This is a genomic window from Colwellia sp. 20A7, assembly GCF_009832865.1.
Classification (GTDB): Bacteria; Pseudomonadota; Gammaproteobacteria; order Enterobacterales; family Alteromonadaceae; genus Colwellia.
On the sequence record NZ_CP047130.1, the window covers coordinates 466,692 to 491,006 of the forward strand.

20 protein-coding genes and 1 pseudogene are annotated in these 24,315 nt (G+C 36.1%); 10 read left to right on the plus strand and 11 right to left on the minus strand.

Annotated elements, in window-relative coordinates; translation table 11 throughout:
* Positions 1–276: 276 nt before the first annotated feature.
* The 5 genes from GQS55_RS01995 to GQS55_RS02015 are packed head-to-tail and all read right to left on the minus strand — an operon-like array spanning position 277 to position 6,293.
* On the minus strand, positions 277–492 hold the full coding sequence (locus GQS55_RS01995) for a formate dehydrogenase subunit delta (protein WP_159817459.1): 216 nt from the start codon (positions 490–492) through the stop codon (positions 277–279).
* Positions 493–519: 27 nt separating this feature from the next.
* Positions 520–1,338: a formate dehydrogenase accessory sulfurtransferase FdhD gene (gene fdhD / locus GQS55_RS02000; RefSeq protein WP_159817461.1), complete on the minus strand. Its 819-nt coding sequence runs from the start codon at positions 1,336–1,338 to the stop codon at positions 520–522.
* Positions 1,339–1,340: 2 nt separating this feature from the next.
* Entirely contained in the window at positions 1,341–4,244 is a 2,904-nt protein-coding gene (fdhF, locus tag GQS55_RS02005) for a formate dehydrogenase subunit alpha (RefSeq protein WP_159817463.1), read from the minus strand.
* On the minus strand, positions 4,237–5,802 hold the full coding sequence (locus GQS55_RS02010) for a formate dehydrogenase beta subunit (protein WP_159817465.1): 1,566 nt from the start codon (positions 5,800–5,802) through the stop codon (positions 4,237–4,239). The genes fdhF and GQS55_RS02010 overlap by 8 nt, the downstream gene beginning before the upstream one ends.
* Before the next feature lie 8 nt (positions 5,803–5,810).
* On the minus strand, positions 5,811–6,293 hold the full coding sequence (locus tag GQS55_RS02015) for an NAD(P)H-dependent oxidoreductase subunit E (protein ID WP_159817467.1): 483 nt from the start codon (positions 6,291–6,293) through the stop codon (positions 5,811–5,813).
* Between the two features lie 263 nt (positions 6,294–6,556).
* Between GQS55_RS02015 and GQS55_RS02020 the strand changes: the two genes are divergently transcribed.
* Positions 6,557–7,645, plus strand: a complete 1,089-nt coding sequence (locus tag GQS55_RS02020) for a substrate-binding domain-containing protein (RefSeq protein ID WP_159817469.1) — start codon at positions 6,557–6,559, stop codon at positions 7,643–7,645.
* Between the two features lie 154 nt (positions 7,646–7,799).
* Here GQS55_RS02020 and GQS55_RS02025 read toward each other — a convergent pair whose 3' ends face one another.
* On the minus strand, positions 7,800–9,521 hold the full coding sequence (locus GQS55_RS02025) for an OFA family MFS transporter (protein WP_159817471.1): 1,722 nt from the start codon (positions 9,519–9,521) through the stop codon (positions 7,800–7,802).
* 551 nt (positions 9,522–10,072) lie between these two features.
* On the opposite strand from GQS55_RS02025, the pseudogene GQS55_RS19940 reads away from it, so the two are divergent.
* The 5 genes and pseudogenes from GQS55_RS19940 to GQS55_RS02050 form a co-directional block, all read left to right on the plus strand.
* A pseudogene (locus GQS55_RS19940) lies at positions 10,073–10,201 on the plus strand (AraC family transcriptional regulator); the annotation flags it as partial.
* Positions 10,202–10,753: 552 nt separating this feature from the next.
* Entirely contained in the window at positions 10,754–11,560 is an 807-nt protein-coding gene (locus tag GQS55_RS02035) for a UDP-2,3-diacylglucosamine diphosphatase (RefSeq protein ID WP_201294552.1), read from the plus strand.
* A 181-nt stretch (positions 11,561–11,741) separates the two neighbouring features.
* Positions 11,742–13,457 carry a GNAT family N-acyltransferase gene (locus GQS55_RS02040; RefSeq protein WP_159817473.1) on the plus strand — a complete coding sequence of 572 codons (1,716 nt, stop codon included), beginning with the start codon at positions 11,742–11,744 and terminating at the stop codon, positions 13,455–13,457.
* A gap of 94 nt (positions 13,458–13,551) precedes the next feature.
* Complete coding sequence (locus GQS55_RS02045) at positions 13,552–14,064, plus strand: phosphatase PAP2 family protein (RefSeq protein WP_236559735.1); 513 nt, start codon at positions 13,552–13,554, stop codon at positions 14,062–14,064.
* Positions 14,061–15,083, plus strand: coding sequence for an MJ1255/VC2487 family glycosyltransferase (locus tag GQS55_RS02050; RefSeq protein ID WP_159817477.1), 1,023 nt, complete (start codon positions 14,061–14,063; stop codon positions 15,081–15,083). The genes GQS55_RS02045 and GQS55_RS02050 overlap by 4 nt, the downstream gene beginning before the upstream one ends.
* 126 nt (positions 15,084–15,209) lie before the next feature.
* Here GQS55_RS02050 and GQS55_RS02055 read toward each other — a convergent pair whose 3' ends face one another.
* A complete protein-coding gene (locus tag GQS55_RS02055) occupies positions 15,210–15,413 on the minus strand; it encodes a cytoplasmic protein (RefSeq protein ID WP_159817479.1) in 204 nt (67 codons plus the stop codon).
* A gap of 216 nt (positions 15,414–15,629) precedes the next feature.
* On the opposite strand from GQS55_RS02055, the gene GQS55_RS02060 reads away from it, so the two are divergent.
* Complete coding sequence (locus tag GQS55_RS02060; RefSeq protein WP_159817481.1) at positions 15,630–16,055, plus strand: hypothetical protein; 426 nt, start codon at positions 15,630–15,632, stop codon at positions 16,053–16,055.
* Positions 16,056–16,093: 38 nt separating this feature from the next.
* A complete protein-coding gene (locus tag GQS55_RS02065; RefSeq protein WP_159817484.1) occupies positions 16,094–16,798 on the plus strand; it encodes a pseudouridine synthase in 705 nt (234 codons plus the stop codon).
* A gap of 58 nt (positions 16,799–16,856) precedes the next feature.
* Here GQS55_RS02065 and GQS55_RS02070 read toward each other — a convergent pair whose 3' ends face one another.
* Positions 16,857–17,696 (minus strand): 2OG-Fe(II) oxygenase family protein, encoded by an 840-nt coding sequence (locus tag GQS55_RS02070; RefSeq protein WP_159817486.1) that lies wholly within the window; start codon positions 17,694–17,696, stop codon positions 16,857–16,859.
* A 147-nt stretch (positions 17,697–17,843) separates the two neighbouring features.
* Here GQS55_RS02070 and GQS55_RS02075 point away from each other — a divergent pair, with 147 nt between their 5' ends.
* A complete protein-coding gene (locus GQS55_RS02075) occupies positions 17,844–18,149 on the plus strand; it encodes a hypothetical protein (RefSeq protein ID WP_159817488.1) in 306 nt (101 codons plus the stop codon).
* 127 nt (positions 18,150–18,276) lie between these two features.
* Complete coding sequence (locus GQS55_RS02080) at positions 18,277–20,850, plus strand: bifunctional diguanylate cyclase/phosphodiesterase (RefSeq protein WP_236559736.1); 2,574 nt, start codon at positions 18,277–18,279, stop codon at positions 20,848–20,850.
* A 60-nt stretch (positions 20,851–20,910) separates the two neighbouring features.
* On the opposite strand, the gene GQS55_RS02085 is transcribed toward GQS55_RS02080, so the two are convergent.
* The 3 genes from GQS55_RS02085 to GQS55_RS02095 all read right to left on the minus strand — a co-directional run bounded on the left by GQS55_RS02085 (position 20,911) and on the right by GQS55_RS02095 (position 24,086).
* Entirely contained in the window at positions 20,911–21,969 is a 1,059-nt protein-coding gene (locus GQS55_RS02085) for a trypsin-like peptidase domain-containing protein (RefSeq protein WP_159817490.1), read from the minus strand.
* Between the two features lie 137 nt (positions 21,970–22,106).
* A complete protein-coding gene (locus GQS55_RS02090; RefSeq protein ID WP_159817492.1) occupies positions 22,107–23,477 on the minus strand; it encodes a Do family serine endopeptidase in 1,371 nt (456 codons plus the stop codon).
* Between the two features lie 162 nt (positions 23,478–23,639).
* Complete coding sequence (locus GQS55_RS02095) at positions 23,640–24,086, minus strand: YhcB family protein (protein ID WP_159817494.1); 447 nt, start codon at positions 24,084–24,086, stop codon at positions 23,640–23,642.
* Between the last annotated feature and the right edge of the window lie 229 nt (positions 24,087–24,315).

A 24,315-nucleotide genomic window follows, 5' to 3' on the forward strand; every position in this document is an offset into this window, starting at 1 on the left:
CTTTGCATATTAATACCAATCTCACTAGCTATGTGATCATTTCTACTTGCTAAAATCACCAACTACATCTTTATTTATTTAATAATTAGAACAAATAGTTATTGAAATAAAAGCCTTGTATTTGGCAATTTTTTCTACGTATTTAATTGTTCACTTAATTAATGAAACTGGTATAAGCGCTAAACTATAAGTAGATTTATGGAGCTTTAATTAAGTTGATGGACTTGAATCTAGCAGTATATTTACTAATCCCCTCTTTTTAGGTAGGGGATAATATCAAAGCTGAGTTAATGCTAATTTTATGGTGGGAGATAGTTGTGCACCATCATTAGCAGCATACTTTAGTATGTTTTCTTTCATTGATCGTGCCCAAAACCTTTTTACATGATTAGCTACGACTTTTGCCGTTTCTTCATCTGTTTTTTTGTAATTATTATTATTAGCAATTTGGTTAAGCATACTAACTAGGTTTTCAATTTGAGAACTACTCATGACTATATCTTCCTATTTTTTAGCTATTTATTTATCAAATTTGGTATAAAAAGTGTGTCTACCTGGGCGAGCAAAGCCAATCAAGTTAAGATTAGCTTGGTTTGCTAAGGTAATGGCTAACCCTGTTGGTGCCGAAACTGCTACCAAGGTAGCTATATTGACACTTGTCACTTTTTGTACCATTTCATAACTTGCTCTGCTTGAAATCACAACAAAGCCACTTTGGGTATTGATTTTACGTAGTGCTAAACTACCAATTAACTTGTCTAAAGCATTGTGTCGACCCACATCTTCACATAATAAAGTTATTTTCCCCGCTGCGTCACACCAGGCTGCACCATGAACTGCGCCAGTTAGCGCTTGTAGTTTTTGATGTTCACTTAATTGTGACAGGGCATATTGAATAACTTGGGAAGAAGGTAACGGTTGTGGTGTTACACTCTTAATAGGCCGAATAGCTGTTTCCAGTGATTCACTCCCACATAAACCGCAGCCTGTTCGGCCGGTAAGATTACGTCGGTGTGATTTCAAAGACATCATACGTTCAGAACTAATTTCAATACGTACTTCTATCCCTTTTTCACTGGTTACAAGCTCAATATCATACATTTCTGCTACGTTATTGATAATGCCTTCAGATAAGCTAAAACCTAAAGAAAATTCATGTAAATTAGCAGGCGAGGCCATCATAACTGCGTGAGAAATTCCATTGTAAACCATTGCAATAGGGACTTCTTCGGCGATACAGTCAAGATTTACTTGCTCTTGCCCACTACCTTGCTTCCAATAAGTTACCGGTAGTGTTAAATAGCTCGCTTGTAATTTTGGTTCATCTTCCAGTGTCACACTTAACTTCCTATGCTAGCTTTTTGTTTTTTAGGTGAACGTTTAAAGTGCTCTTTTTGTTGGGCACTAAACTTTTTGTAACGCGTCTGCCAATCTGATGGAGAGGTGACTTTTTCAACCTGTACAGGGGTAACTTTATATTCAGGACAATTTGTTGCCCAATCTGAACTGTCGGTGGTAATAACGTTAGCGCCACTTATTGGGTGATGGAAAGTAGTGAATACTACACCACTTTGCATACGTTCACTGACTTTAGCTCTTAATACAGTATCACCAGCGCGACTAGTAATACCTAACCAGTCACCGTCATTAATACCTCTTTCTTCGGCATCATTAGGGTGTATTTCGAGTACATCTTCTTTGTGCCATGTTTGATTGGCGGTACGTCGTGTTTGTGCACCTACATTATACTGACTGAGTATTCTCCCAGTAGTGAGTAATAGCGGGAATCGTTTATTAGCACGGTCTTCGCTGGCAAGGTATGGCGTGATCGCAAAACGTCCTTTCCCAATTGGAAAGTTGTCCACATGCATGATGGGTGAGCCATCAGGAAACTCTTCGTTACAAGGCCATTGAATGCTACCTTGCTCGTCCAGTTTCTCATAACTAACCTTACTGAACGTAGGTACTAATGATGCGATTTCATCCATTATTTCAGAAGGATGTTGATAATTCATCGGGTAACCTAATGCATTAGATAGCTTTTGAGTGACTTCCCAGTCAGCAAATTCAGCCAATGGCTTCATTACTTTACGCACTCGATTGATACGTCGTTCTGCATTGGTAAAAGTACCATCTTTTTCTAAAAATGAAGAGCCAGGTAAAAATACATGAGCATATAATGCTGTTTCATTTAGGAAAATATCTTGAACAATTAAGCACTCTAATGATGATAATGCGGCTTGTACATGTTGAGTATTAGGATCTGATTGTAAAATATCTTCCCCTTGTACATACATAGCTTTGAAGGTTCCTTCAATGGCTGCATCAAACATGTTTGGGATACGAAAGCCGGGTTCGTTATCTAAGGTTACTCCCCAACTTTTCTCAAATTTTGCGCGTAATACATCATCACTAACATGCTGATAACCTGGCAACTCTTGTGGGAATGACCCCATATCACAAGAGCCTTGAACATTATTTTGACCACGTAAAGGGTTAATACCCACGCCTTCTCGGCCGATATTGCCCGTAGCTAATGCTAAGTTCGCAATGCCCATTACCATGGTTGAACCTTGGCTGTGTTCAGTAACACCTAAACCATAATAGATAGCACCATTTTTTGCCTTCGCAAAAGCACGAGCGGCAATGCGAATTTGTTCAGCACTTACGGTGGTAATACTTTCCATTGCTTCGGGAGAATTGATCTCATCAAGAATAAATTCACGCCACTCGTTATATTCATCGGTACGTTGTTCAATGAAGTTTTTGTCTTCTAAACCTTCACTAAGTATTACGTGTGCTATGGCATTGATCATGGCAACGTTTGTACCTGGTTTTAGCGGCAGGTGATGATTAGCACTTATGTGAGCGGTATTAAGTAAATCAATTGTTCTTGGGTCTACTACAATTAACTCGGCTCCTTGGCGTAAACGTTTACGTAGTTGTGAAGCAAATACTGGATGGGCGTCAGTTGGATTTGCGCCAATAACCATGACAACATCAGACTTCATCACTGAATCAAAGGTTTGTGTTCCCGCTGCTTCACCAATGGTTGCTTTTAATCCATAACCGGTAGGTGAATGACAAACACGTGCGCAGGTGTCGGTATTATTATTACCAAAAGCAGCGCGAATAAGCTTTTGTACTAAATAGGTTTCTTCATTGGTACAGCGTGATGAAGTAATACCGCCAACACTTTCGCGGCCATATTTAGTTTGAATGTTTTTAATTTTATTAGCTGAAAACGCTAAAGCTTCGTCCCAGCTAACAACTTTCCAAGGTTGATCAATGCTGTCACGGATCATAGGTTCGGTGACGCGATCTTTATGCGTAGCGTAACCAAAAGCAAAACGACCTTTCACACAAGAATGACCTTGGTTAGCTTTACCGCCTTTGTAGGGCACCATGCGTATAACTTCTTCGCCTTTCATTTCAGCTTTAAATGAACAACCAACACCACAATATGCACATGTTGTAATAATGCTATGTTCTGGCTGGCCTTTTTCAATAACTGATTTTTCTGTGAGTGTGGCAGTAGGGCAAGCTTGTACACAGGCACCACAAGAGACACAATCAGAAGACAAGAAGTCGTTTTCGCTAGTACCAGCACTCACTTTTGAAGCAAAACCTCGACCTTCAATAGTTAAGGCAAAGGTACCCTGGACTTCTTCACAGGCTCTAACGCAACGAGAACAGGTGATACATTTACTCGGTTCGAAAGTGAAATAAGGGTTCGACTCATCAATTTTAGCGTCAAGATGATTATCACCATCAAAGCCATAACGTACCTCACGTAAGCCGACCGCTCCGGCCATATCTTGTAATTCACAATCTCCATTACTTGAGCAGGTTAAGCAGTCAAGTGGGTGATCAGATATGTATAGCTCCATAATGTTACGTCGCAGTTTAGCAATGTCATTATTTTCAGTAGACACTACCATGCCTTCTTTTACTGGTGTTGTACAAGATGTTGGGTAGCCTCGCATACCTTCAATTTGTACGGCACATAAACGACATGAGCCAAACGCTTCAATGTTATCTGTAGCACAAAGTTTAGGAATATTAATATCAGCCATTGCCGCAGCACGCATAACTGAAGTACCAGCAGGTACTGTTATTGTTACCCCATCAATTTCGATAGACACTTTTTGAGTTGAAGTGCTGGCAGGAGTGCCATAATCTTTATTAAAATCGATTGGCTTATTAGATGTTGTGTTTGTTGCCGGATCAAAATAATTAATCATGATTGTTTACCTGTGTCGTTAAATAGAAATCTTGAGGGAAATCAGTGAAAGCACTACGTACTGGTATTGGAGTCATACTGCCCATTGCACATAAAGATCCATCAACCATGGTGTCGCAAAGGTCGTTAAGTAAAGCCATATTCTCAGCGCGGCGCTCATCGTTTTTTATACGATCAATGACTTCTACACCACGGGTTGAACCAATTCTACAAGGGGTACATTTGCCACAAGATTCAACAACACAAAACTCCATTGAAAAACGGGCTTGCTCTAGCATATCAACGCTGTCATCAAAGACCACAATACCGCCATGTCCTAGCACTGCAGATGCTTTCGAGAATGCTTCATAATCAAGTGGGATATCTAATTTATTCGTTGGTAAATAGGCGCCTAATGGTCCACCTACTTGAATGGCTTTTATTGGACGATTGCTGGCGGTGCCACCAGAAAAATCATCAATAAGGTCTTTTAAACTTGAACCAAAAGGTAACTCAATTAATCCACCTTGCTTAACATTACCTGCTAGTTGGAAAGGTAAGGTACCTCGTGAACGATTGGTGCCATATTGTTGATATGAATGGCTACCTTCACTCATGATAAAAGGAACTGCCGCCAACGACAGTACATTATTTACAATAGTTGGCTTACCAAATAGCCCTTCTAAAGCAGGTAGTGGTGGCTTGAAGCGTACTAGGCCTCTTTTACCTTCTATGGATTCTAAAAGTGCGGTTTCTTCCCCACAAATATAGGCTTCTGCGCCTAACCTTACTTCTAAATTAAACGTTTTGCCGCTGTTACAAATGTTACTACCTAAATAACCTGCTTTATAAGCAGTCTCTATTGTGTTTTGTAATATCTCATCGGCGATAAGGTATTCTGAACGTAAATAAATATATCCTTGATCAGCGCCCACAGCCAACCCAGCTATAATCATTCCTTCAATAAGCATGAATGGGTCACATTCCATCACTAATTTGTCGGCAAAAGTACCTGAATCTCCTTCATCTGCATTACATACGATATATTTTTGCTCAGCACCCGCATCTCTTACCGTTTGCCATTTTATACCTGTAGGAAAAGCAGCGCCTCCTCTGCCACGAAGACCTGAATCTACAATTGTTGTCACAATTTCTTGAGTAGATAGTTCTAGTGATTTTTGTAAGCCTTTGAAGCCATCTAAAGCAAGATAATCAGCTAGAGAAGTTGGGTCAATAATACCTGCTCGAGCAAATGTTATACGCGTTTGTTTTTTGAGATAGGGAATGTTTTCTGTTAGACCGAGTGCTAACGAGTGAAAAGGTTGTTTTTCATGAAGGATATTATTGGTGATGTCTTCGATAATTCCTGCAACATCTGATGATTCTACTGGGCCATATGCCATTCGCCCTTGTGGTGTTTCTACTTCAATCATCGGCTCTAACCAATATAAACCACGGGAGCCATTTCTTACTATGTTGATGTCAATATTGTGTTGTGATGAATAATCGGTAAATGCCTGAGCAACATCATGTGCTCCTAATGAGATCGCGGTACTTTCTCGTGGAATAAAAATTTTCATAGTCTGTCTCACTTCAGTTGGCTGTCTAAATTAGAAACAATCTTGTTAAATTTCTCATTAGAAATTCGGCCATGAAGTTCATCATTAATTCTAATGTTAGGACCTGTTGCACAGTTACCGAGGCAATAAACGCTATCCAAACTGAATTTTTTATCACTTGTCATTTCGTGATAATCAATATTTAGAAAGTCTTTGGCATGTTCTTCAAGTTGTCGACCTCCTCGAGATTGGCAAGCTTCTGCTCGGCAAATCTGAATTTGATAGTCACTTGGAGGAGCGACACGAAATTGATGATAAAAACTAATAACACCGTGAATTTCTGCTGGTGTTTGTTTTAACTTTGTTGCTATTCGTTCTATTGCTTGAGGTGCTATATAACCCACTTCTTTTTGAATGGCATGTAATATAGGAAGCAAAGAGCCTTTTTTATTTTTTAAAGAATCAATGATGTTTTCCACATTGGACAATGGGGAGGATAATTCTATTCGCATACAAACTCCTGATGGTTGTGACAAAATACATATATGAAATTAATTACATATTTGTTATTGTCTATAGTTCTTTTTATACGCTGACTATATCACCATTGGTTTGGTATAAGAATATGAATAATAGTTCATAAATGTGTCTTTTTTTTATTCGATCCAGGTGTTTGATTTATTTGCTAAATATAAAAAAATAGACTAATTACTCAAATATTTATCTACGGTTAAAGCCATTAAAATTTACATTAAAATAATAATTAGGTGCAAAAATGACTGATAAAATAGCGTTATCTAAGAGAATTCACATTAAACCAGCATGGTCGTTTTATGATGAAAAGGGTGAGTATGTGGATCCTCGACTTTTTGTTTTGCTCAGTGCTATACATAATTCTGGAAAATTGACGATAGCGGCGACAGAATTGGGGATGTCTTATCGACACGTCTGGAATGTATTAAAAAAATGGACTGAATTTTTTGGCTCTGATCTAGTCGCATTAAAAAAAGGAAGAGGGGCGCTGTTAACGCCGTTGGGAGAAAAATTACTTTGGGCTGAACAAAGAGCTCAAGCACGATTTGAACCTCAATTAATCAGTATTGCATCAGAATTGAATTTAGAAATACAAAAACATTTAATGGTCAAAGAACCCTTGTTAAAAATTGCAGCAAGCTATGGGTATGCTATTGCTTTGCTACCTAATTTCACTAATAAATTTAAATTAGATCTACAATATCGGAGTTATGAAGAATCATTTGATGCTTTAAGCAAAGGGGAGTGCAATATAGCGGCATTTCATTTACCTACTGATATTGTTAGCCAAAGGTTAATTGATATTTATAGTAAATACTTTAAAGCGAATACCTATAAAGTGATTCGCTTTGTTACACGTAAACAAGGCTTGATAGTTCAAAAAGATAACCCGAAAAATATTACTAAAATGACAGATTTACAGAAGAGTGGTATTAAATTTATTAATCGGCAAAAACACTCAGGCACACGATTATTAATAGATGAATTATTAGCAAGGTCATCGATTGATTCTAAAAGTGTCATTGGCTTTGATAGGTTTGAATTTACACATTCTGCTATAGCTGCTTATGTCGCGTCAGGTATGGCCGATGTCGGGATTGGTATTGAAACTGCAGCACGTCAATTTGGTTTAGATTTTATTCCCTTAACGACAGAGCATTATGTATTAGTTTGTCATCATAAAACCCTAAAGGAACTCTCTGTGCAGCGTTTAATTAAGGAAATAAAAAGTGATAAGTTTCATGAAGAAGTGTCAAGGTTAGCAGGGTATGAATCTACCTCTTGTGGTGATATTGATGATTTAGAAGAGATGATACCTTGGGACATCTAAGGGTATCCTTTACAGAGTAGAAATGATCACATAGTTAGTGAGATTATTATTATTATTTTAACCATAGTTATAAATAAAAAACCGCTTTAAATTAATTTAAAGCGGTTTAGATAGTTAATTGTATAGTTGAAAACTATTAACTATTAACTATTAACTATTTACCATGTGTGTTTTCAACATGATGTTTAGCGTCTACAGGGCGAATGGTTAAGTTAGCAAAGAAAGCAATAACTAATAAACCGGCCATAGCATACATAGTTGTATTGTATAAGCTTGGTGTGGGATCAATAGTACCTGCTGGAACTAATTCCATTAACTTACTTACTGTTACTGTTTTTGCGGCAACAAGCTCATTCAATTGACTAACGGCAGAACCAAACTTAGCTTGGAATACCGCCGGATCTATTTTCGACACTAAGTCGGCTATAGCGTCATTTACAGACATATTTCTCAGGTATGTAATAGCGAATGGACCAAGAACACCTGCTGTTGCCCATGCTGTAAGTAAACGACCATGTATTCCGCCAACATGTAAAGTACCAAATATATCAGCTAAGTAAGCCGGAATCGTTGCAAAACCACCACCATACATAGTGAAGATAACCATTGTGGCAGCGTAGAACATAATTAACCATACTGTAGATGGATCTGCACTCACTTGAGAGGCCGCATAAGGTATCGACAAGTAGAGCATAGTTCCTAATACGAAGAAGAAATGATAAGTGTTTTTTCTGCCAATAAAGTCGGAAATTGATGCCCAGAAAAATCTACCGCACATATTAAATACCGAAATCATGAGTACATAAGTACCAGCAAAGGTCGCGGTAGCTACATCAGGTAAAGTTGATCCAAAGATATCAACCATCATGGTTTTAGCTACACCAATTACACCAATACCTGCTGTTACGTTGAAACAAAGAACAACCCATAATTTCCAGAATTGTGGTGTTTTCAGTGCTTGATCAATATGTACATTGTTATGAGTAATCATGCTCTTTGCAGATGCATCTTTATCCGGTGGAGTCCAACCTTCAGGAGTCCAGCCTTCAGGTGGAACACGATACGAGAGTGAGGCAATAATCATTACTATAAAGTACACAATACCTAATGTTAAAAATGTGCCAGCAGCACCAGTATCACCAGTGCCAACAACATAAACACCGGCGTCACCAGGGAAGGCCATTTCTGCAGCTTCATGCGCTGTTGCAACAATAACTTCTACCGTACCAGAGGCTGTTTCTGCAAAACGTTTACCCGCTTCAGTTATCAATTTTACTGTACTTTCAGTACCTAGATAAGTAGGTGCTACAGCATGGAATTTTAATAGAGAAGAAATTAAAGGAGCGCCGATCATTGCACCACCACCAAACCCCATAATAGCCATACCGGTAGCCATTCCGCGTTTATCAGGGAACCAACGGAGCAAAGTGGAAACTGGGGAAACATAGCCTAAGCCTAAGCCACACCCCCCAAGGGCGCCATAACCTAAGTAAACAAGCCATAATTGATGGGTAGATATACCAAAACTACCAATGATAAAGCCACCACCCCAAAGAAATGCGGCTGTAACACCAACACAACGAGGACCAACTTCTTCTAGCCACTTTCCAGCGACTGCAGCAGATAAACCAAGAAAAACAATAGCAACAGAGAATATCCAAACGACATTACTTAAAGACCAATCGCCAGATGAGCTAGTAACGACTCCTAACTCTTTAATTAGCGCAGGATTAAATATACTCCATGCGTAAACAGAACCAATACATAAATGAATTGCAATAGATGCTGGCGGGACTAGCCAGCGATTAAACCCCGATTTAGCAATTATTTTATCTTTCATTAAGAAAGAAAAAAAGCCCCCACTTTTATTCGACATTATTTAATACCTTATAGCTACAGCCTGATATAAATATTTATACTTAAGCAGCTAGAACACCTATGAATGATAATGACAGTATATATTTATTTAAGAACAAATATTATTTTGTTCATCAAAATATATAATGCTTACCGTTATTCTTTGTTCTAAATTATTCATAGTGAAGCGGCATTAAATATAAAAAGAGAATAATTAAGTTGAATTTTTATTTTTATAAAATCTTATAACTAAGGATAATTATAATTATTATATTTTTTTATTAATCAATTTAATCACTTTAGTTTCACTAATATGAGAGATATGAATTTAATTTCATATCTGTCTTTTTATTAGTCAAAAAAGTATAGCACTGGAATATTACCATTAAAATATGAACAAACTTTCATATTCTAATGCTTGGTTTTTAGCTGGCGTTGACTTAAAGATAGGGAGGGTAAGGACTTAAATAATTCATAAAAAATGGGCAATAAATGCAGTGTGATTCGTTACTCATTTGGAACGAAATAAAGCACATATAAAGGTTATAACAAAAATCATGTGAATTACTAGAGTCAACGACGCAAAGCTTTGAGCAAATTGCTCATAGTATGGGTTATGATGATGTAAATAGCCTTCGTAAGGTATTTATTAAAATAATAGGGTTAACACCTACAGCTTTTAGAGCCAGATTTGTTTAGGTGCTATGAAATAGAACTTAATATAGCAGCCAGTATTTTTAACTTTAGCATTATTCAAGTAAGCATCATAAGCAAATATTATTAACTTAAGGTTACTTAGCATTAAGTGTGGCAAGTGATTTTCTAACGTTCGATGAGAGTGGGTACTTTATGAAAATATAAAGTTTAATTATTTTCATTGTGTAGGGAACTTTAAGCCGAATAAGTACTCTTACTATATGAAGATACTTATTCCCTTAGTGTTTCATGTTTTTATAATACGTTTACTTGATTTCAGGTGAACGTTTTTTTTTGCCTGATTTTCAAACTAATGATTAACGACAACACTGTTAAGTAATTGAAAAATAATATCTATATAAGAAGGTTGAGTTTAAGTGGTATGCTTACTATTGACTAGTTTTCTATGTTGATAATGAAAAATAACGCGAAATAATCAGCATTGTGGTTTACACCAATATATTGTTTTTTGTCATAGCACATTCAAAAAATCGTCACACTTCTGTAAGAAACCTTTATTAGCCTTACCTATAATGACTCATTATGGGAATTATCATGTCAAAAGCGCATTATAAAACTGTTTGGTTGTCTGATATTCACTTAGGCTGCAAAGACTGTAAGGCTGAGTATTTACTAGATTTTCTTGATCATAGTCAAATAGACACCTTATATCTTGTGGGCGATATTGTTGATATTTGGGCAATGTCCAAACAATTTCGTTGGCCGAAAGCACATAATAACTTATTTCATAAACTACTCTCTCTACCTTCTGATGGCACTCGAGTTATTTATTTACCTGGAAATCATGACGAACCCCTTCAAAAGTATAATGGGATGAATTTTGGTGATATCGAGATTCATAGAAGCTATACACATATAACAGCTCAAGGTAAAAAACTTTTGGTGTTACATGGTGACCAGTTTGACCAACAAGTTTGTTTTGGCCCTGTGCATTCATGGGTTGGGGATGTATTGTATGATTTTTTGTTGTTTTTAAATCGTTGGTATAACTGGACGCGAGTAAAATCAGGCCAGCCTTATTGGTCATTAGCTAGTTATATTAAGGGAAAATTGACAGGGGCTGGTAAGGCAATAGCGCGATATAGAAAAGCGTGTTGCGATACTGCAAAAAAACAAGGTTTTGATGGTGTTGTCTGTGGGCATATTCATCACCCTGAAATCGTTGAAGAAGGGGGTGTTCTATATCTAAATGATGGTGACTGGATTGAAAACTGCTCAGCCTTAGTGGAGTCTAATAGGGGGGACTTATCACTTGTTTATTGGGCTAAAATTAATAATGTTAGTAACCTTATTAATATTGACCCTGAAAAAAACATCCCCAAAGGGCGTAAGATTGCATAACTTAAATAGTTAATGTTTTTTGATATTAGTATTAACGATAATGCTAGAGCGGACGTCACGCTTTTCTGATGTTTAATCACTTATCAAGATGTCACAAAGTTGTCATTTAAACGTCAAATATTAGCCATAAAAGTACTATATTCTGGGTAATCAGTGAATAGCTGATTATGGCGGAATTAATATGTTCAATGTCGACCAAGTTGTTAATGACAGTCTACCGAAAATGAATCATCAGTCATTGATGAGCAAAAGTATCAGAAACATTTTACGTTATCTTTTGCATGAAAAAGCCTTACTGACTATCGAGAAACAATATCCATATGCCAAAGGATTAGACTTTGCCGAAGCAATGCTCGATCACTTTGATTTTGGCTATTGTGTCAGTGATAAAGATAGAGAAAAAATTCCGGCAACCGGTAAAGTTATTATCATCGCGAATCATCCTATTGGCACTTTAGATGGCGCAGTATTAATAAAGATGATCAGTGAAGTTAGGCCAGACTTTAAGGTAGTTGCTAACGACTTATTAATGAATGTTAAACCATTACACTCCCTATTATTACCAGTGAATAATATGGGTAATAAAACACCGAAAAAAAACCTTGAAGCAATTTATCAGCACCTGAATAACGAGGGCGCTGTGATTATTTTCCCTGCTGGAGAGGTCTCTCGTATGGGAGCTAGTGGGATACGTGATGGTAGTTGGCATAAGGGGTTTCTTAATTTCGCTACCGCTACGCAATCACCTATTCTTCCTGTTTATATGGATGCACGAAACTCTGCTTTTTTCTATGCAATATCAGCAGTGTACAAACCATTATCTACGTTACTATTGATTAAGGAAATGTTCAAACAAGCGCACAAACGCATGAATATTAAAATTGGTGATGTCATCCCATTTGAATATTTTGACTCTCTTGATGTGCCGCAAATCAGTAAAGTAAAATTGTTTAAAAAGCATTTATACAATATTGCTCGAAATAAAGCTGAAATATTAAAAACAGAAAAAGCCATTGCTCATCCAGAGAATCGCGCAGAGCTTAGAGCAGCTATTCGCAACTGTGAACTATTGGGGAATACTGCAGACGGCAAGAAAATATTACTTTATCGTCAGCAAGGCAGCTCACCTATTATGCGTGAAATTGGTCGGCTCAGGGAGGTTGCTTTTCGTTTAGTGGGAGAAGGAACAGGAAAACGTCGAGATATTGATGGGTATGATCTAGATTATTTACATTTGATTTTATGGGACGACGATGACTTAGAAGTAGTAGGTGCCTATCGCTTTGCTGAAACTCAGAAGTTAATCGATAATCCACAATCTCAGGGAATATATACTAATACGTTATTTGATTATCAACCTAGTATGACACCAATATTTACCAAAGGCTTAGAGTTGGGCCGTAGTTTTGTTCAACCAAAATATTGGGGGAAACGAAGTTTAGACTATTTATGGGTAGGAATAGGGGCGTTTGTAGCTAAAAATCCGCAATATCGTTATTTGTTTGGGCCTGTCAGTATTAGTAATGCTTTACCAACACCGGCCAAAAATTTACTTGTACATTACTACCAGCATTATTTTCCGAGTGAAGAAATGATAGCGAAAGCGAAAATACCTTTTCAACTTGACGATATGGAAAAAGGTGAACTGCTTGCAGCATTTGATGGTGCTGATAAAGAAAAAGATTTTGTAACCTTGAAGCATTTATTGGCGAATTGTGGTGTAAGTGTACCAACACTTTATAAGCAATATTCTTCTTTATGTGAAGAGGGCGGTGTCAGTTTTTCAGCATTTAATATTGATCCAGATTTTAATGATTGTGTTGATGGTTTAGTGGTGGTTGATCTTGATAAATTGCTCACTAAAAAACGCATTCGTTATATTGAAAAGCATCAATAATTCTAGTGTGATTCGCTTGATTGCTAGATAAACCCTCTTTAAAGAGAGCAGTATTCAACTACCACATATAACAAAGAAACTAGAGGAAATGGCTATGCTTAATGACATTTATCAATATGATCTTCGTGTATTATTATGGTGTAGAAAATCTCGATTTTATCCTCAGTTTATTGCCATGGTTCGTATTATTTCTCGAACGGGTGATGGTTATATACAGTTTCTACTGCCATTATGCTATTGGCTAATAAGTCCTCAAGAAGGAAAGCACTTTGTTATTATATTGCTTTGGGCTTGTGCTATAGAGCGGTTATTATATTTTGTGTTAAAAAATAGCTTAAAGCGTAGGCGCCCACCTGAAATAGTGACAGGCTTCACCAGTGTAATTGAAGCCTCAGATCAGTTTAGTTTTCCTTCTGGACATACCATGGCAGCATTTCTCTTAGCTAACTTATGTGTGCTTGAGTTAGGGATAATTGCATCACCACTTTATTTTTGGGCAACGAGTGTTGCAATATCACGGGTAATACTTGGTGTTCATTTTCCAACAGATACGCTGGTAGGTGCTACTTTAGGAAGTAGTATTGCTTATGTTGTGGTGATGGTGTGAAAATATTATATGGTGTTCAAGCTACAGGGAATGGTCATATAGCTCGAAGTCGAATTATGGCTAAGCAATTAAAAGAAAATGGTGTCGAGGTGACTTTTCTTTTTTCTGGCCGCCCTAAAGATAAACTCTTTGATATGGAGCTCTTTGGTGACTTTATCTATAAACAAGGGCTTACTTTTATTGTTCAAAATGGCAAAGTTAATTATTTATCAACCGCATTCAATAATAATTTTTTACGATTTATTTATGATGTTCATACGTTAGCGATTGACGATTATGATTTAATTATTACCGATTTTGAACCTGTGACCGCTTGGGCTGCAAAGCTAAAGAAAAAGCTAGTGCTTGGTATTGGGCATCAATATGCTTTTGGTCGTAATACACCTCGAGCCGGAAAAAATTTACTAGCTGAATTCGTGATGAATTACTTTGCACCGGCAAAGGATTCAATCGGGCTACATTGGGCACCTTTTGATCAATCTATTTTGCCACCAATCATTGATGTAAACCTTGTTGGAAAAGCGGAAGTAAATGTGGTTATAGTTTATCTTCCTTTTGAAAATCAGAGTAAAGTAACTCGGTTATTACAACAATTCCCAGATAAACATTTTATCCAATATTCTCCGGATGTTGATAATGCTGAGAAGAAAAATGTATCGATAAGAACCACTTGTTATGCAGGGTTTAAGCAAGACTTGTGTCGTGGTAGCGCTGTTATATCAAATAGTGGTTTTGAATTAATCAGTGAATGTTTGCACTTAGGACTGCCTTTACTCGTTAAGCCGTTACAAGGCCAAATGGAGCAAGAATCAAATGCACTTGCATTACATGAGCTTAAATTTGCCAAGGTAATGCGGACATTAGATGAAGATATTGTCGCTAGTTGGTTAGTAAAGTGTAAGCCTAGAATATATAAAAAAACACCTGATGTAGCTTTTGAAATAGTAAGGTGGTTACTTAGCGATAAAAAATTGCCAATTCACAAAGTAGCGGCTTCTTTATGGCATCAATATAAATAGAATGGGGATAAAAGCCCATAGTTGAATTGCAAAGAAAGCTATTACCTTTGATAGAGTAATAGTGTTTTTCAAGGAAGATCATTATTGCATAAACAGTCTTTAAACTAAGCTTATGAACGTATGGAACTAAGCTTTAATATTAATATTTTGTCCGATGCTGGCGGTTGTATTACTTGAACTAGCAGCTGGGGCTGCACTTTGAATTAATTGCAATGCCATTTCTCCTTCTGCTTCTGCTATCTCTTTTGCTTTAACGGCAACAGATAAAATTGTTCCGTTACCACCATTTTCGGGGGCGAAACTTGGTGTATTAGTAATATTGATAGACATAGCGCTACTCCAGAATGAATTAATAATTATGCTTAATAACTGTATATCGGCTTATTCACAAAAAACTTTACCTAAATTATAGCAAAGTTTAACAAGATAGTGTTTATTAGCTTTTTGGTTCTTTTATAATGTCTCGTTAACTCTTACTCATCGTGCTTTAATCATAGTTTGACTATATAATACTGCTTACATGTCGTTTTAAATTGAGTCTAAAATATGACGGAACAATTACCCATTTCGATTTCTGTTTGTGATGATTTAGTACAGCAATTTACTAAAATAAGATCTGTATGTAATAAGCTTGAAGCACAATTCAATTTTCAAACGATGACGGCTAATTGGTATGGTAATGAAGAGGTTGTGCTTAGCGTTAAACTATTTATAGAAACAGCGAACAGCTTTGATATACATAAACACGCCCAAGAGCAAGCTCAATCAGAAACAAAAAATTATAGCGATGATGTTTTTAGTTATTACTATAACAGTGAAAAAACTCAAACACTAAATTGCTATATTGCTATTACTGACTCAGAGCTTGCTATGCTAAATCAGCAGCATAAAATACTGGCTGGGTTGCTTCATATTAAGCTGCAAAAAGTACTTAATTTAATTGCGAAGCAGTTAGCGTTAGGTGCTATTTAATCTCATCAAATTAACTTCTTTAATTTAGTAACTATATTATGTCTATAAATCGTGCTCGTCTAGATCGCTTTATTAGTGAAACCTGTCAAATTAATCGGAAAAAAGTACGCTTATTATTAGCACAGAAAAGAGTAACTGTAGATGGGGTGATCGCGACAGATATTGCCTTACCTATTTATAAATTCTCTGTAATTTCATTGGATAATAAGGTTCTTCAGCAACACCAAGCTTTATACGTTATGTTGCATAAACCTATCGGGGTTGTGTGCGCTACCAAAGATGACAAACACAGAACCGTTATAGATTTATTAGGTGAACTATTATCGGCTGAAGAAAAAGCGAGTTTACATATTGTTGGACGCTTAGATTTAAATACATCAGGTTTGGTTCTATTAACCAATGATAGTCGTTGGTCTGAAAAGTTAACATCCCCAAAAAGCAAAGTAGCTAAACATTATTTAGTTACGTTGCAAAACCCGTTAACCCAAGAATATATTGCAGCTTTTTCAGCAGGTATGTACTTTGCTTATGAAAATATCACAACTCTGCCAGTTGTCTTGACTATTACTAGCCAATATCAGGCGGAAGTTGTGTTAACAGAAGGGCGTTACCACCAAATAAAAAGAATGTTTGGTCGCTTTAATAATCCTGTTATTGCTTTACATCGAACATCCATCGGTAAATACGTTTTAGAGGAGAGTTTGAACCTAGGAGAAAGTAAGCTAATTAACGTTAGTATCTAATCCTTTATTTACTAACGTTATTATTGATATTTTACAATTTACTTATTCAACGTTCAGTTTACTTAACACCTAGTTCGCGTAAGCGTTCAAGTAAATAACTGGCTTGAGTATGTTCTTCTGACAATTTTACATCACTACAAGGGTGTAAGAAAAGCGGCAGTGAAATACGTGATTTTGTGCTAGCTTTACCTGTAGGATTAATGACTCGGTGAGTAGTTGAAGGAAAGTATCCGCCGGATGCTTCTTGTAACATGTCACCTATATTAATAATTAAATTACCAAAATCACTAGGGACATTTATCCAGCTGCCATCTTGGCACTGTACTTGTAAACCGGGTTCATTTGCTGCTGGTAATATAGTTAATAAATTAATATCTTCGTGAGCAGCAGCTCTTATTGCGCCAGCTTCTTCATCGCCTGTTAATGGTGGGTAATGCAATATGCGTAATAGCGTATTCGGCGTATCTTTAATCATACTCGACAATGGTTGAGAATAGTTTTTTGCTACGTCTTCAGGACTATAGGCTTCCACCCAGTCTAATAGCTCACTGGCTAAGTTAGACGCCAATTGATAATAGTTGAGTATTTCATCTTTTAATGAATCAGGAATACGACCCCATGGATAAACATGAAAATACTCTTTAATATCTTTTTGAGTATGACCTTTTGCTACTTCTGAAATCTCAGAAGAAAAATAGCCATCTTGTTTTTCAACATCAAAAGCAAACTCTTGTTTACCGTGATTATTAAAAAACTCTTGCCAATTATGATAAATAGATTCAACTAAAGATTGTTGAATAGGATGGTTTTTTAATACCCCAAATCCAGTTTCTCTCAAACTTTTCACAAATAGCTCAGGTGCATTCTTGTCTGTGTAATCAACAACGGATAGTGTCATTTTTTTCTCTTTAAGGTAAAGTATGAGCCAATTGTAAACCGATATTAGTTATCATCAAGCATATAAATAAATAATAACGATTTTTTCATGCTTTGCTATATAATGTAATTAACAATAAATTTGTAATATAAATAAGTGAAACACAACATGAAGTTATCTTTTTTTTCAGTTATATTTTCGGTTCTTTTTTTAGCTGCTTGCTCTAGTAATAATGAAACTTGTGAAGATATCACGTTAGCATCAGAGCAGATTCAACAATGCCAAGTATTACATCGTCAAATAGTGAATGCCAAGGGTCAGCCTTTAATTCGTACAGAGCTTGAACGCAGATATCAGCAGGATTGTATTGATATTCGGTATTATCGTGATGAAAAGCAACTTGCTATTTGTGGTAACAAACATAAAACAAAAGAAATCGTAACAAATATGAATAAAGAAGCGAGTAATAAATAATACCTTTATCATTAACCCATTTTAACCCAGTATAAAGTGAATTTTTTTATAGAGACATCATGCTTATATGAAAAGTTTATAGAATTAAATTGCAAATAATAGTAGTAGCAAATGGTGAATTTTATTTATGTCTAATGGATCTTTAAAAAACAATATGGACACTGCTAAACCTAAAAAAGAAGTAGAGGAACAAGCACTTCTGACTTTGCAAGCAGAGCATCAAGATTTACAATTACGTTATAATGCTTTGTTTAATTTGAATAAATTATCTCAAGAATGTGAAGATTTAAACCACTTCTATCCTAAGGTTCATAAAACTATAGCCTCATTAATGACGGCTGAAAATTTCTATATTGTTACTTATGATCAAACTTTTAGCACACTTGAGTTTGTTTATCATGTAGATGAGAAAGATGAAAGACCTGAAGGGGTTATAGATTATGATGTCCTAGCAGGCTCTTTTACACACTTAGTTATTGAATCATTACAACCTTTATTAGTAAGCCCCTCATTAGAAAAACAGCTATGTGCAAATGGTAAAATAACCCAACATGGTTCAACAGGAACCGACTGGGTAGGCGTGCCACTACTACACAATGATTTAGTTATTGGGGTGATGGTAGTTCAAAGTTACAATGAAAAAGTTAGGTATTCTGAGCAAGACTTAAATATGCTGACTTTTACTGGACAGCATGTAGTTAGTGCGATGATTCGCTTACAGGATAAAGAGCGCTTAACCAGTGCTGTTAATGCACGTACGCAAGAATTAATGGCACAAATTCGCGAACGAGAAAAATCTGAATTATTACAAGAATCCTTATATCGAATTTCAGAGTTAGCTAATGATGCTAGTTTTGATATCGATGTTTTCTATTCTAAAGTACATAATATTGTTGGTCAGTTGATTAACGCAACCAATTTTTTTATTGCTAAATATGATGAAGAAAGTGACACGATAGAATATGTTTATGTGGTTGATGAAGATTCGAGCCATGAGAGAAGTTTTTTCAAAAAAAGAAAGCTCTCAAATCATTATTCTGAACTCGTTATTCGTCAGCAGAAAACGGTTCTTTTATCTAAGCAAGATATGCAAGATTTGTGTGAGAGTGGTCAAACCCGAAAGCCCACCTCGGATGAACATTCTTGGCTAGGTGTTCCTTTGCTCTATGTTGGAAAGCTATTAGGTGTAATGGTGATTCAAAGCTATTCTGCTCGTACTATTTATAGCGAGCAAGATGCAGAATTACTTAATTTTGTTTCTAATCATGTGTCTTCTGCGATTAAACGCCGAGAAACATCGGAAATAGAAAGGCAAAATCATGAGCTATTAGAGGAGCAGGTTAAGCTAAGAACCTTAGCCCTTGAAGAAGAGATTTTACAACGTAAGCAGGCTGAAAAAAGATTAAAGCACACGGCTTCGCATGATAGTCTAACTGGATTACCTAATAGAGCTGTATTTCTTGACCTATTAAATCATGCTATTGCCTGCAACAAACGAAAGCCTGACTTATCTTTTGCGGTATTATTTTTAGACTTAGATCGCTTTAAGGTCGTTAATGATAGTTTAGGCCACCAAGCAGGAGATACCTTATTAAAGCTTATAGCCTATGAACTTTCTTCCATTTTACGTGGTAAAGATACTGTTGCTAGACTCGGTGGTGATGAATTTGTGATTTTAATTGAAGATCTTGATTCAGACCAAAAAGCTTTCGATATTGCCCAACGAATCACTGAATTCCTTACTGAACCATTCATTATTAATAACCAATTAGTTTTTACAGGAACAAGTATTGGTATTTTGTTTAGTGATGAGCGCTATAACGATGCAGATACCATGTTGCGAGATGCAGATACAGCAATGTACCATGCTAAAGGCAATGGAAAAGGGCGTTATGAGGTCTTTGATGCAAGTATGCATCAAAGAGTGCAAAATGCATTATCTCTTGAGGCAGATATTAGAGAGGCAATAGAGTGGGACGAATTTATTCCTTACTATCAACCTATAATAGAATTAGAGAATAAAGAAATAAAAGGCTTTGAAGCCTTAGCTCGCTGGCCAAGTAATAAGCGTGGCTTTGTTTACCCTGATGAATTCATCCCGCTAGCCGAAGAAACAAATTTAGTGCAAGCTATTGATTTTCAAATATTAAAAAAATCTTGTCAACAGCTAAAACGTTGGCAAGAAACTTTATCACGTAATGATCTGTATGTGAGTTGTAATCTATTTTGTAACCAGTTTTTTAGTGCTACATTACCTGATGATATTGAACGTATATTGATAGAGACAGGTTTGAAGCCTAAAAATCTAAGAGTAGAGCTAACAGAGCGAGCGCTTTTGGAAAATACAGACATTGTGTTATCTAATATGAAAGCGCTTAAAAAGTTGGGTGTAAAAATATTACTTGATGATTTTGGAACAGGATATTCGAGTTTAAGTTATTTACATCAATTTCCTATTGATGTCTTAAAAATAGATCGTTCTTTTATTAATAATTGTCATGAGCAGAACAATAGTAGAGCTATTATCAAAACCATTATTGATTTAGCAACAAGTCTTGGTATGGCGACTATTGGTGAGGGAATTGAAAGTCTCGAAAATGCAGAGTTACTTCAAAAAATGGACTGTTTATACGGGCAAGGATTTTATTACGCTAAACCTATGCCCGCGGATGAAATGGAACAATATATTATTAACCATTAACCATTAACCATTAACCATTAACCATTAACCATTAACGAGTAAAATGCTTCTCTGTGTTAATTAATTATTAAATTCAGCAATGGTTATACTTGTTTCGATAATCTTTCCTTGACGGTAAAGTTTAAATATTAATGTTGTATTAGGCTTTGTTTCCGCAACTATATCTAATGCTTGTACAATACTATTAATAGGTTTCTCATCTATTTGGTACATAATATCCCCAACTTGAATATCACCTATTTTTGCGGGGCTATTTGGACTTACTTCTTCAACTACAATTCCTTTCGCATCAGTAGAATACTGAGTAGCAGAAATTCCCAACCAGCCACGAACTACACGACCATTTTCAATGATTTGTTGCATTATTTTAGCTGCTAATTCATAAGGTACAGCAAAAAATATTCCTTGAATATTGAGTTGAGGATTTGATTGGGTGAATTTTCTTGAATTAATACCTACTAAAACACCATTACTATTAACTAAAGCACCGCCAGAGTTCCCTTCATTAATAGCAGCGTCCATTTGTAAGAAATTTAAGTAGCTGGTATTACTTAGACCACTACGACCTGTAGCGCTAATGATACCTTGAGTCACTGTTTGTCCTAGGTTTAAAGGGTTTCCTATCGCGAGCACGATATCACCGGCGAGTGACTGCTGATTATATTTTTGCGGGATAGTAGGCAAGTTACTCGCGTTAACTTTTAACACAGCTAGGTCAGTAATTTTATCAAAACCAATTATTTGAGCAGGAAATTGTTGGCCACTTTGTAATACCACATGAATCAAATCTGCATTTTGAATAACATGTAAATTAGTTAGGATATAACCATTACTATCCATGATCACACCTGAGCCTAATGTCGTTGTTTTACGGGCAGCTTGACCATAAACAGAACTTGGCATAATGTCTTCAGAATAAATATTTACTACAGCAGGGCTCGCAACACTGACTGCCTTAGCGTAGGAAAGAGGGCGGGATTCTTTCTTTTCTGTGCTAAATAATTGCTTTATAAATGTATTTTCATTTAAGTTTGGCTTTAAGAGAAGTAAAGCAACGGCAAATAATACGCCATAACTAATAGAGTTTATAATGTACTTTAATGCAGGTTTTAATTTCAAAGGATAGTGCCCAGTATAATAGTTATCATTGCGATAATCATTTTTGTTATATTTTTTGAGTTTAGCATAAAATATTGGGCTAATAGAAAAATAAAAAAGGCTAGTTTTCACTAGCCTTGCTTTCAATTATGGAATTGTTATCGAATCATTAAATATTGAGCGTAATTATCACGAATGATGTTTAATGCAAAAACACCTTCCTTATCTTTTAAATAACTACGTAAATCACCAACATTACTAATACGTGTGCGATTTATTGCGGTAATCAAGTCACCTGTTTTTAAACCAACTAATGCCGCAGGGGAATTTTCTTCAACATTTTTGATAATGACACCATTATTATTACTGTTGTTTTCTAATTCTGCGCCTTCAAACATAGGGTGTATAGTAGCAGCAGCAACATTATTACTTTGAGATTGCTTTAAAGTAACGTCGAGATTCTTTTCTTTACCATTACGTACAATGGTTAGTTCGATTGTTTTTCCTGCACCGATAGAGCCTATTTTTCCACGTAATTCATTAAAGGTTTTTATCAGCTTTCCATTTATTTTAGTGATTACATCACCTGGTTCAATACCTGCTTCATCGGCTGCAGAATCTGGCATTACTTGCTCAATGAAACCACCTTGGTTAGTTTCTAATTCCATCGCTTTTGCAATATCACTGTTAAGACTGCGACCTGAAACGCCTAGTACGCCACGATGTACTTCGCCAAACTCTATAATTTGTTTGGTCAAGTTATTCATCATATTACTAGGAATAGCAAAGCCGATACCTATATTACCGCCATTAGGACCAAGAATAGCTGTGTTAATACCTATTAACTCACCACGTAGATTAATTAAGGCACCACCAGAGTTACCACTGTTAATGGCAGCATCTGTTTGAATGAAATCTTCATAGTCTTCAATATTTAGTCCACTGCGTCCTAATGCACTAACAATACCTGACGTTACTGTTTGACCTAAGCCAAAAGGACTGCCAATAGCGATAGCAAAATCACCAACACGTAGCTTATCTGAGTCGGCTATTTTTATTTCAGTTAAATTCTCTGCATCAATTTGTAATAAGGCTATGTCTGAATCAGCATCAGATCCTATTTTCTTTGCTTCAATTTGACGACCATCTTTCAGTGTTATTAATATTTCATCTGCTTTTTCAATAACATGATTATTAGTAACAATATAACCTTCCTTAGCATCAATAATAACCCCTGAGCCTAAACCACGAAATGGGCGCTGCTGTGCTTGATTAGGGTTTTGATTGGGATTACCAAAAAATCTAAAAATATTAGGTACACTTTGTTTGACTTCGTGAGTACCTTTGACTGCAATACTGACTACAGCAGGAGTCGACTTCTCTAGCATTGGCGCAAGGCTAGGCATTTCTTGGCCTTCAACATTGCTTGGCCAAATAGAGTACGCTTGGGCAGTAAGTGGAATAAGGGAGCTGGAAAGCAATGCTGCGCCAAGCACAGCAGATAAGGAAATAATTGACAATTTTTTCATATGGATGAATTCTCCTAAACTTAATTGAATCAACTTTATTTTAAGTTGATCTACCTCCAAATAGACTGAATAAAATAGGTTTAGTTCAGAAATGCATTTTGTACATTTGTAACACTATGTTTCTGAAGGATATAATAAATAAGTTAGATGTATACCAACTTATTAGGTGTTTTTTTGTTTTTGGTCGATAAATAAGCCACTTGCTTCATTAGAGTAATCTAACGGTGCTTCTGTACTTGAGTCATCTTGTTGAGTACTACGTTTTTCATGTCGTAAGCCCGCAGTCTGAGCTAACTGTTCTTGTGTTTCTTGTGAGAAAAAAGGCATTCCTTCAGTATCAGTAGTTGTTACACGTTGTAATAACTGTGTGCTTTCTTTCATTTGTTTCATTGCGGTTTGGCAAGTATTGTTCATTTGATCTAATAAACTAGCTGAGCTTGCAAGATGCTCGGCAACATCTAATTTATATTGAGATAAAGCGGCTTCACTGTTACTTACTTGTTCAGATAATTTACGTTGTTCTTGGTTTGAAGATGACAAAAAATGATTGGCAATAAAACCAACAATTGCACCAACTACAAAAATGATCAATGCGCTTAATACTGTCATAGGATTACCTTAAAATGTATGGATATAAAATTTGTGATAAATTAACGCTGTTATAGTTTACAATAATACCAAATTAATTAAATTTGTCTCTAAGTAAGGTGTTATCTGTTTAGTATAATATAGTGCGAGCATTATTTTGTGTAGCGATAACTTAACTTATTGATTAAATATGTTGGTAATTTTTTCTTTTTCAAGTAAGTTTTCTTCATTAAGTAAATAACAACAAATT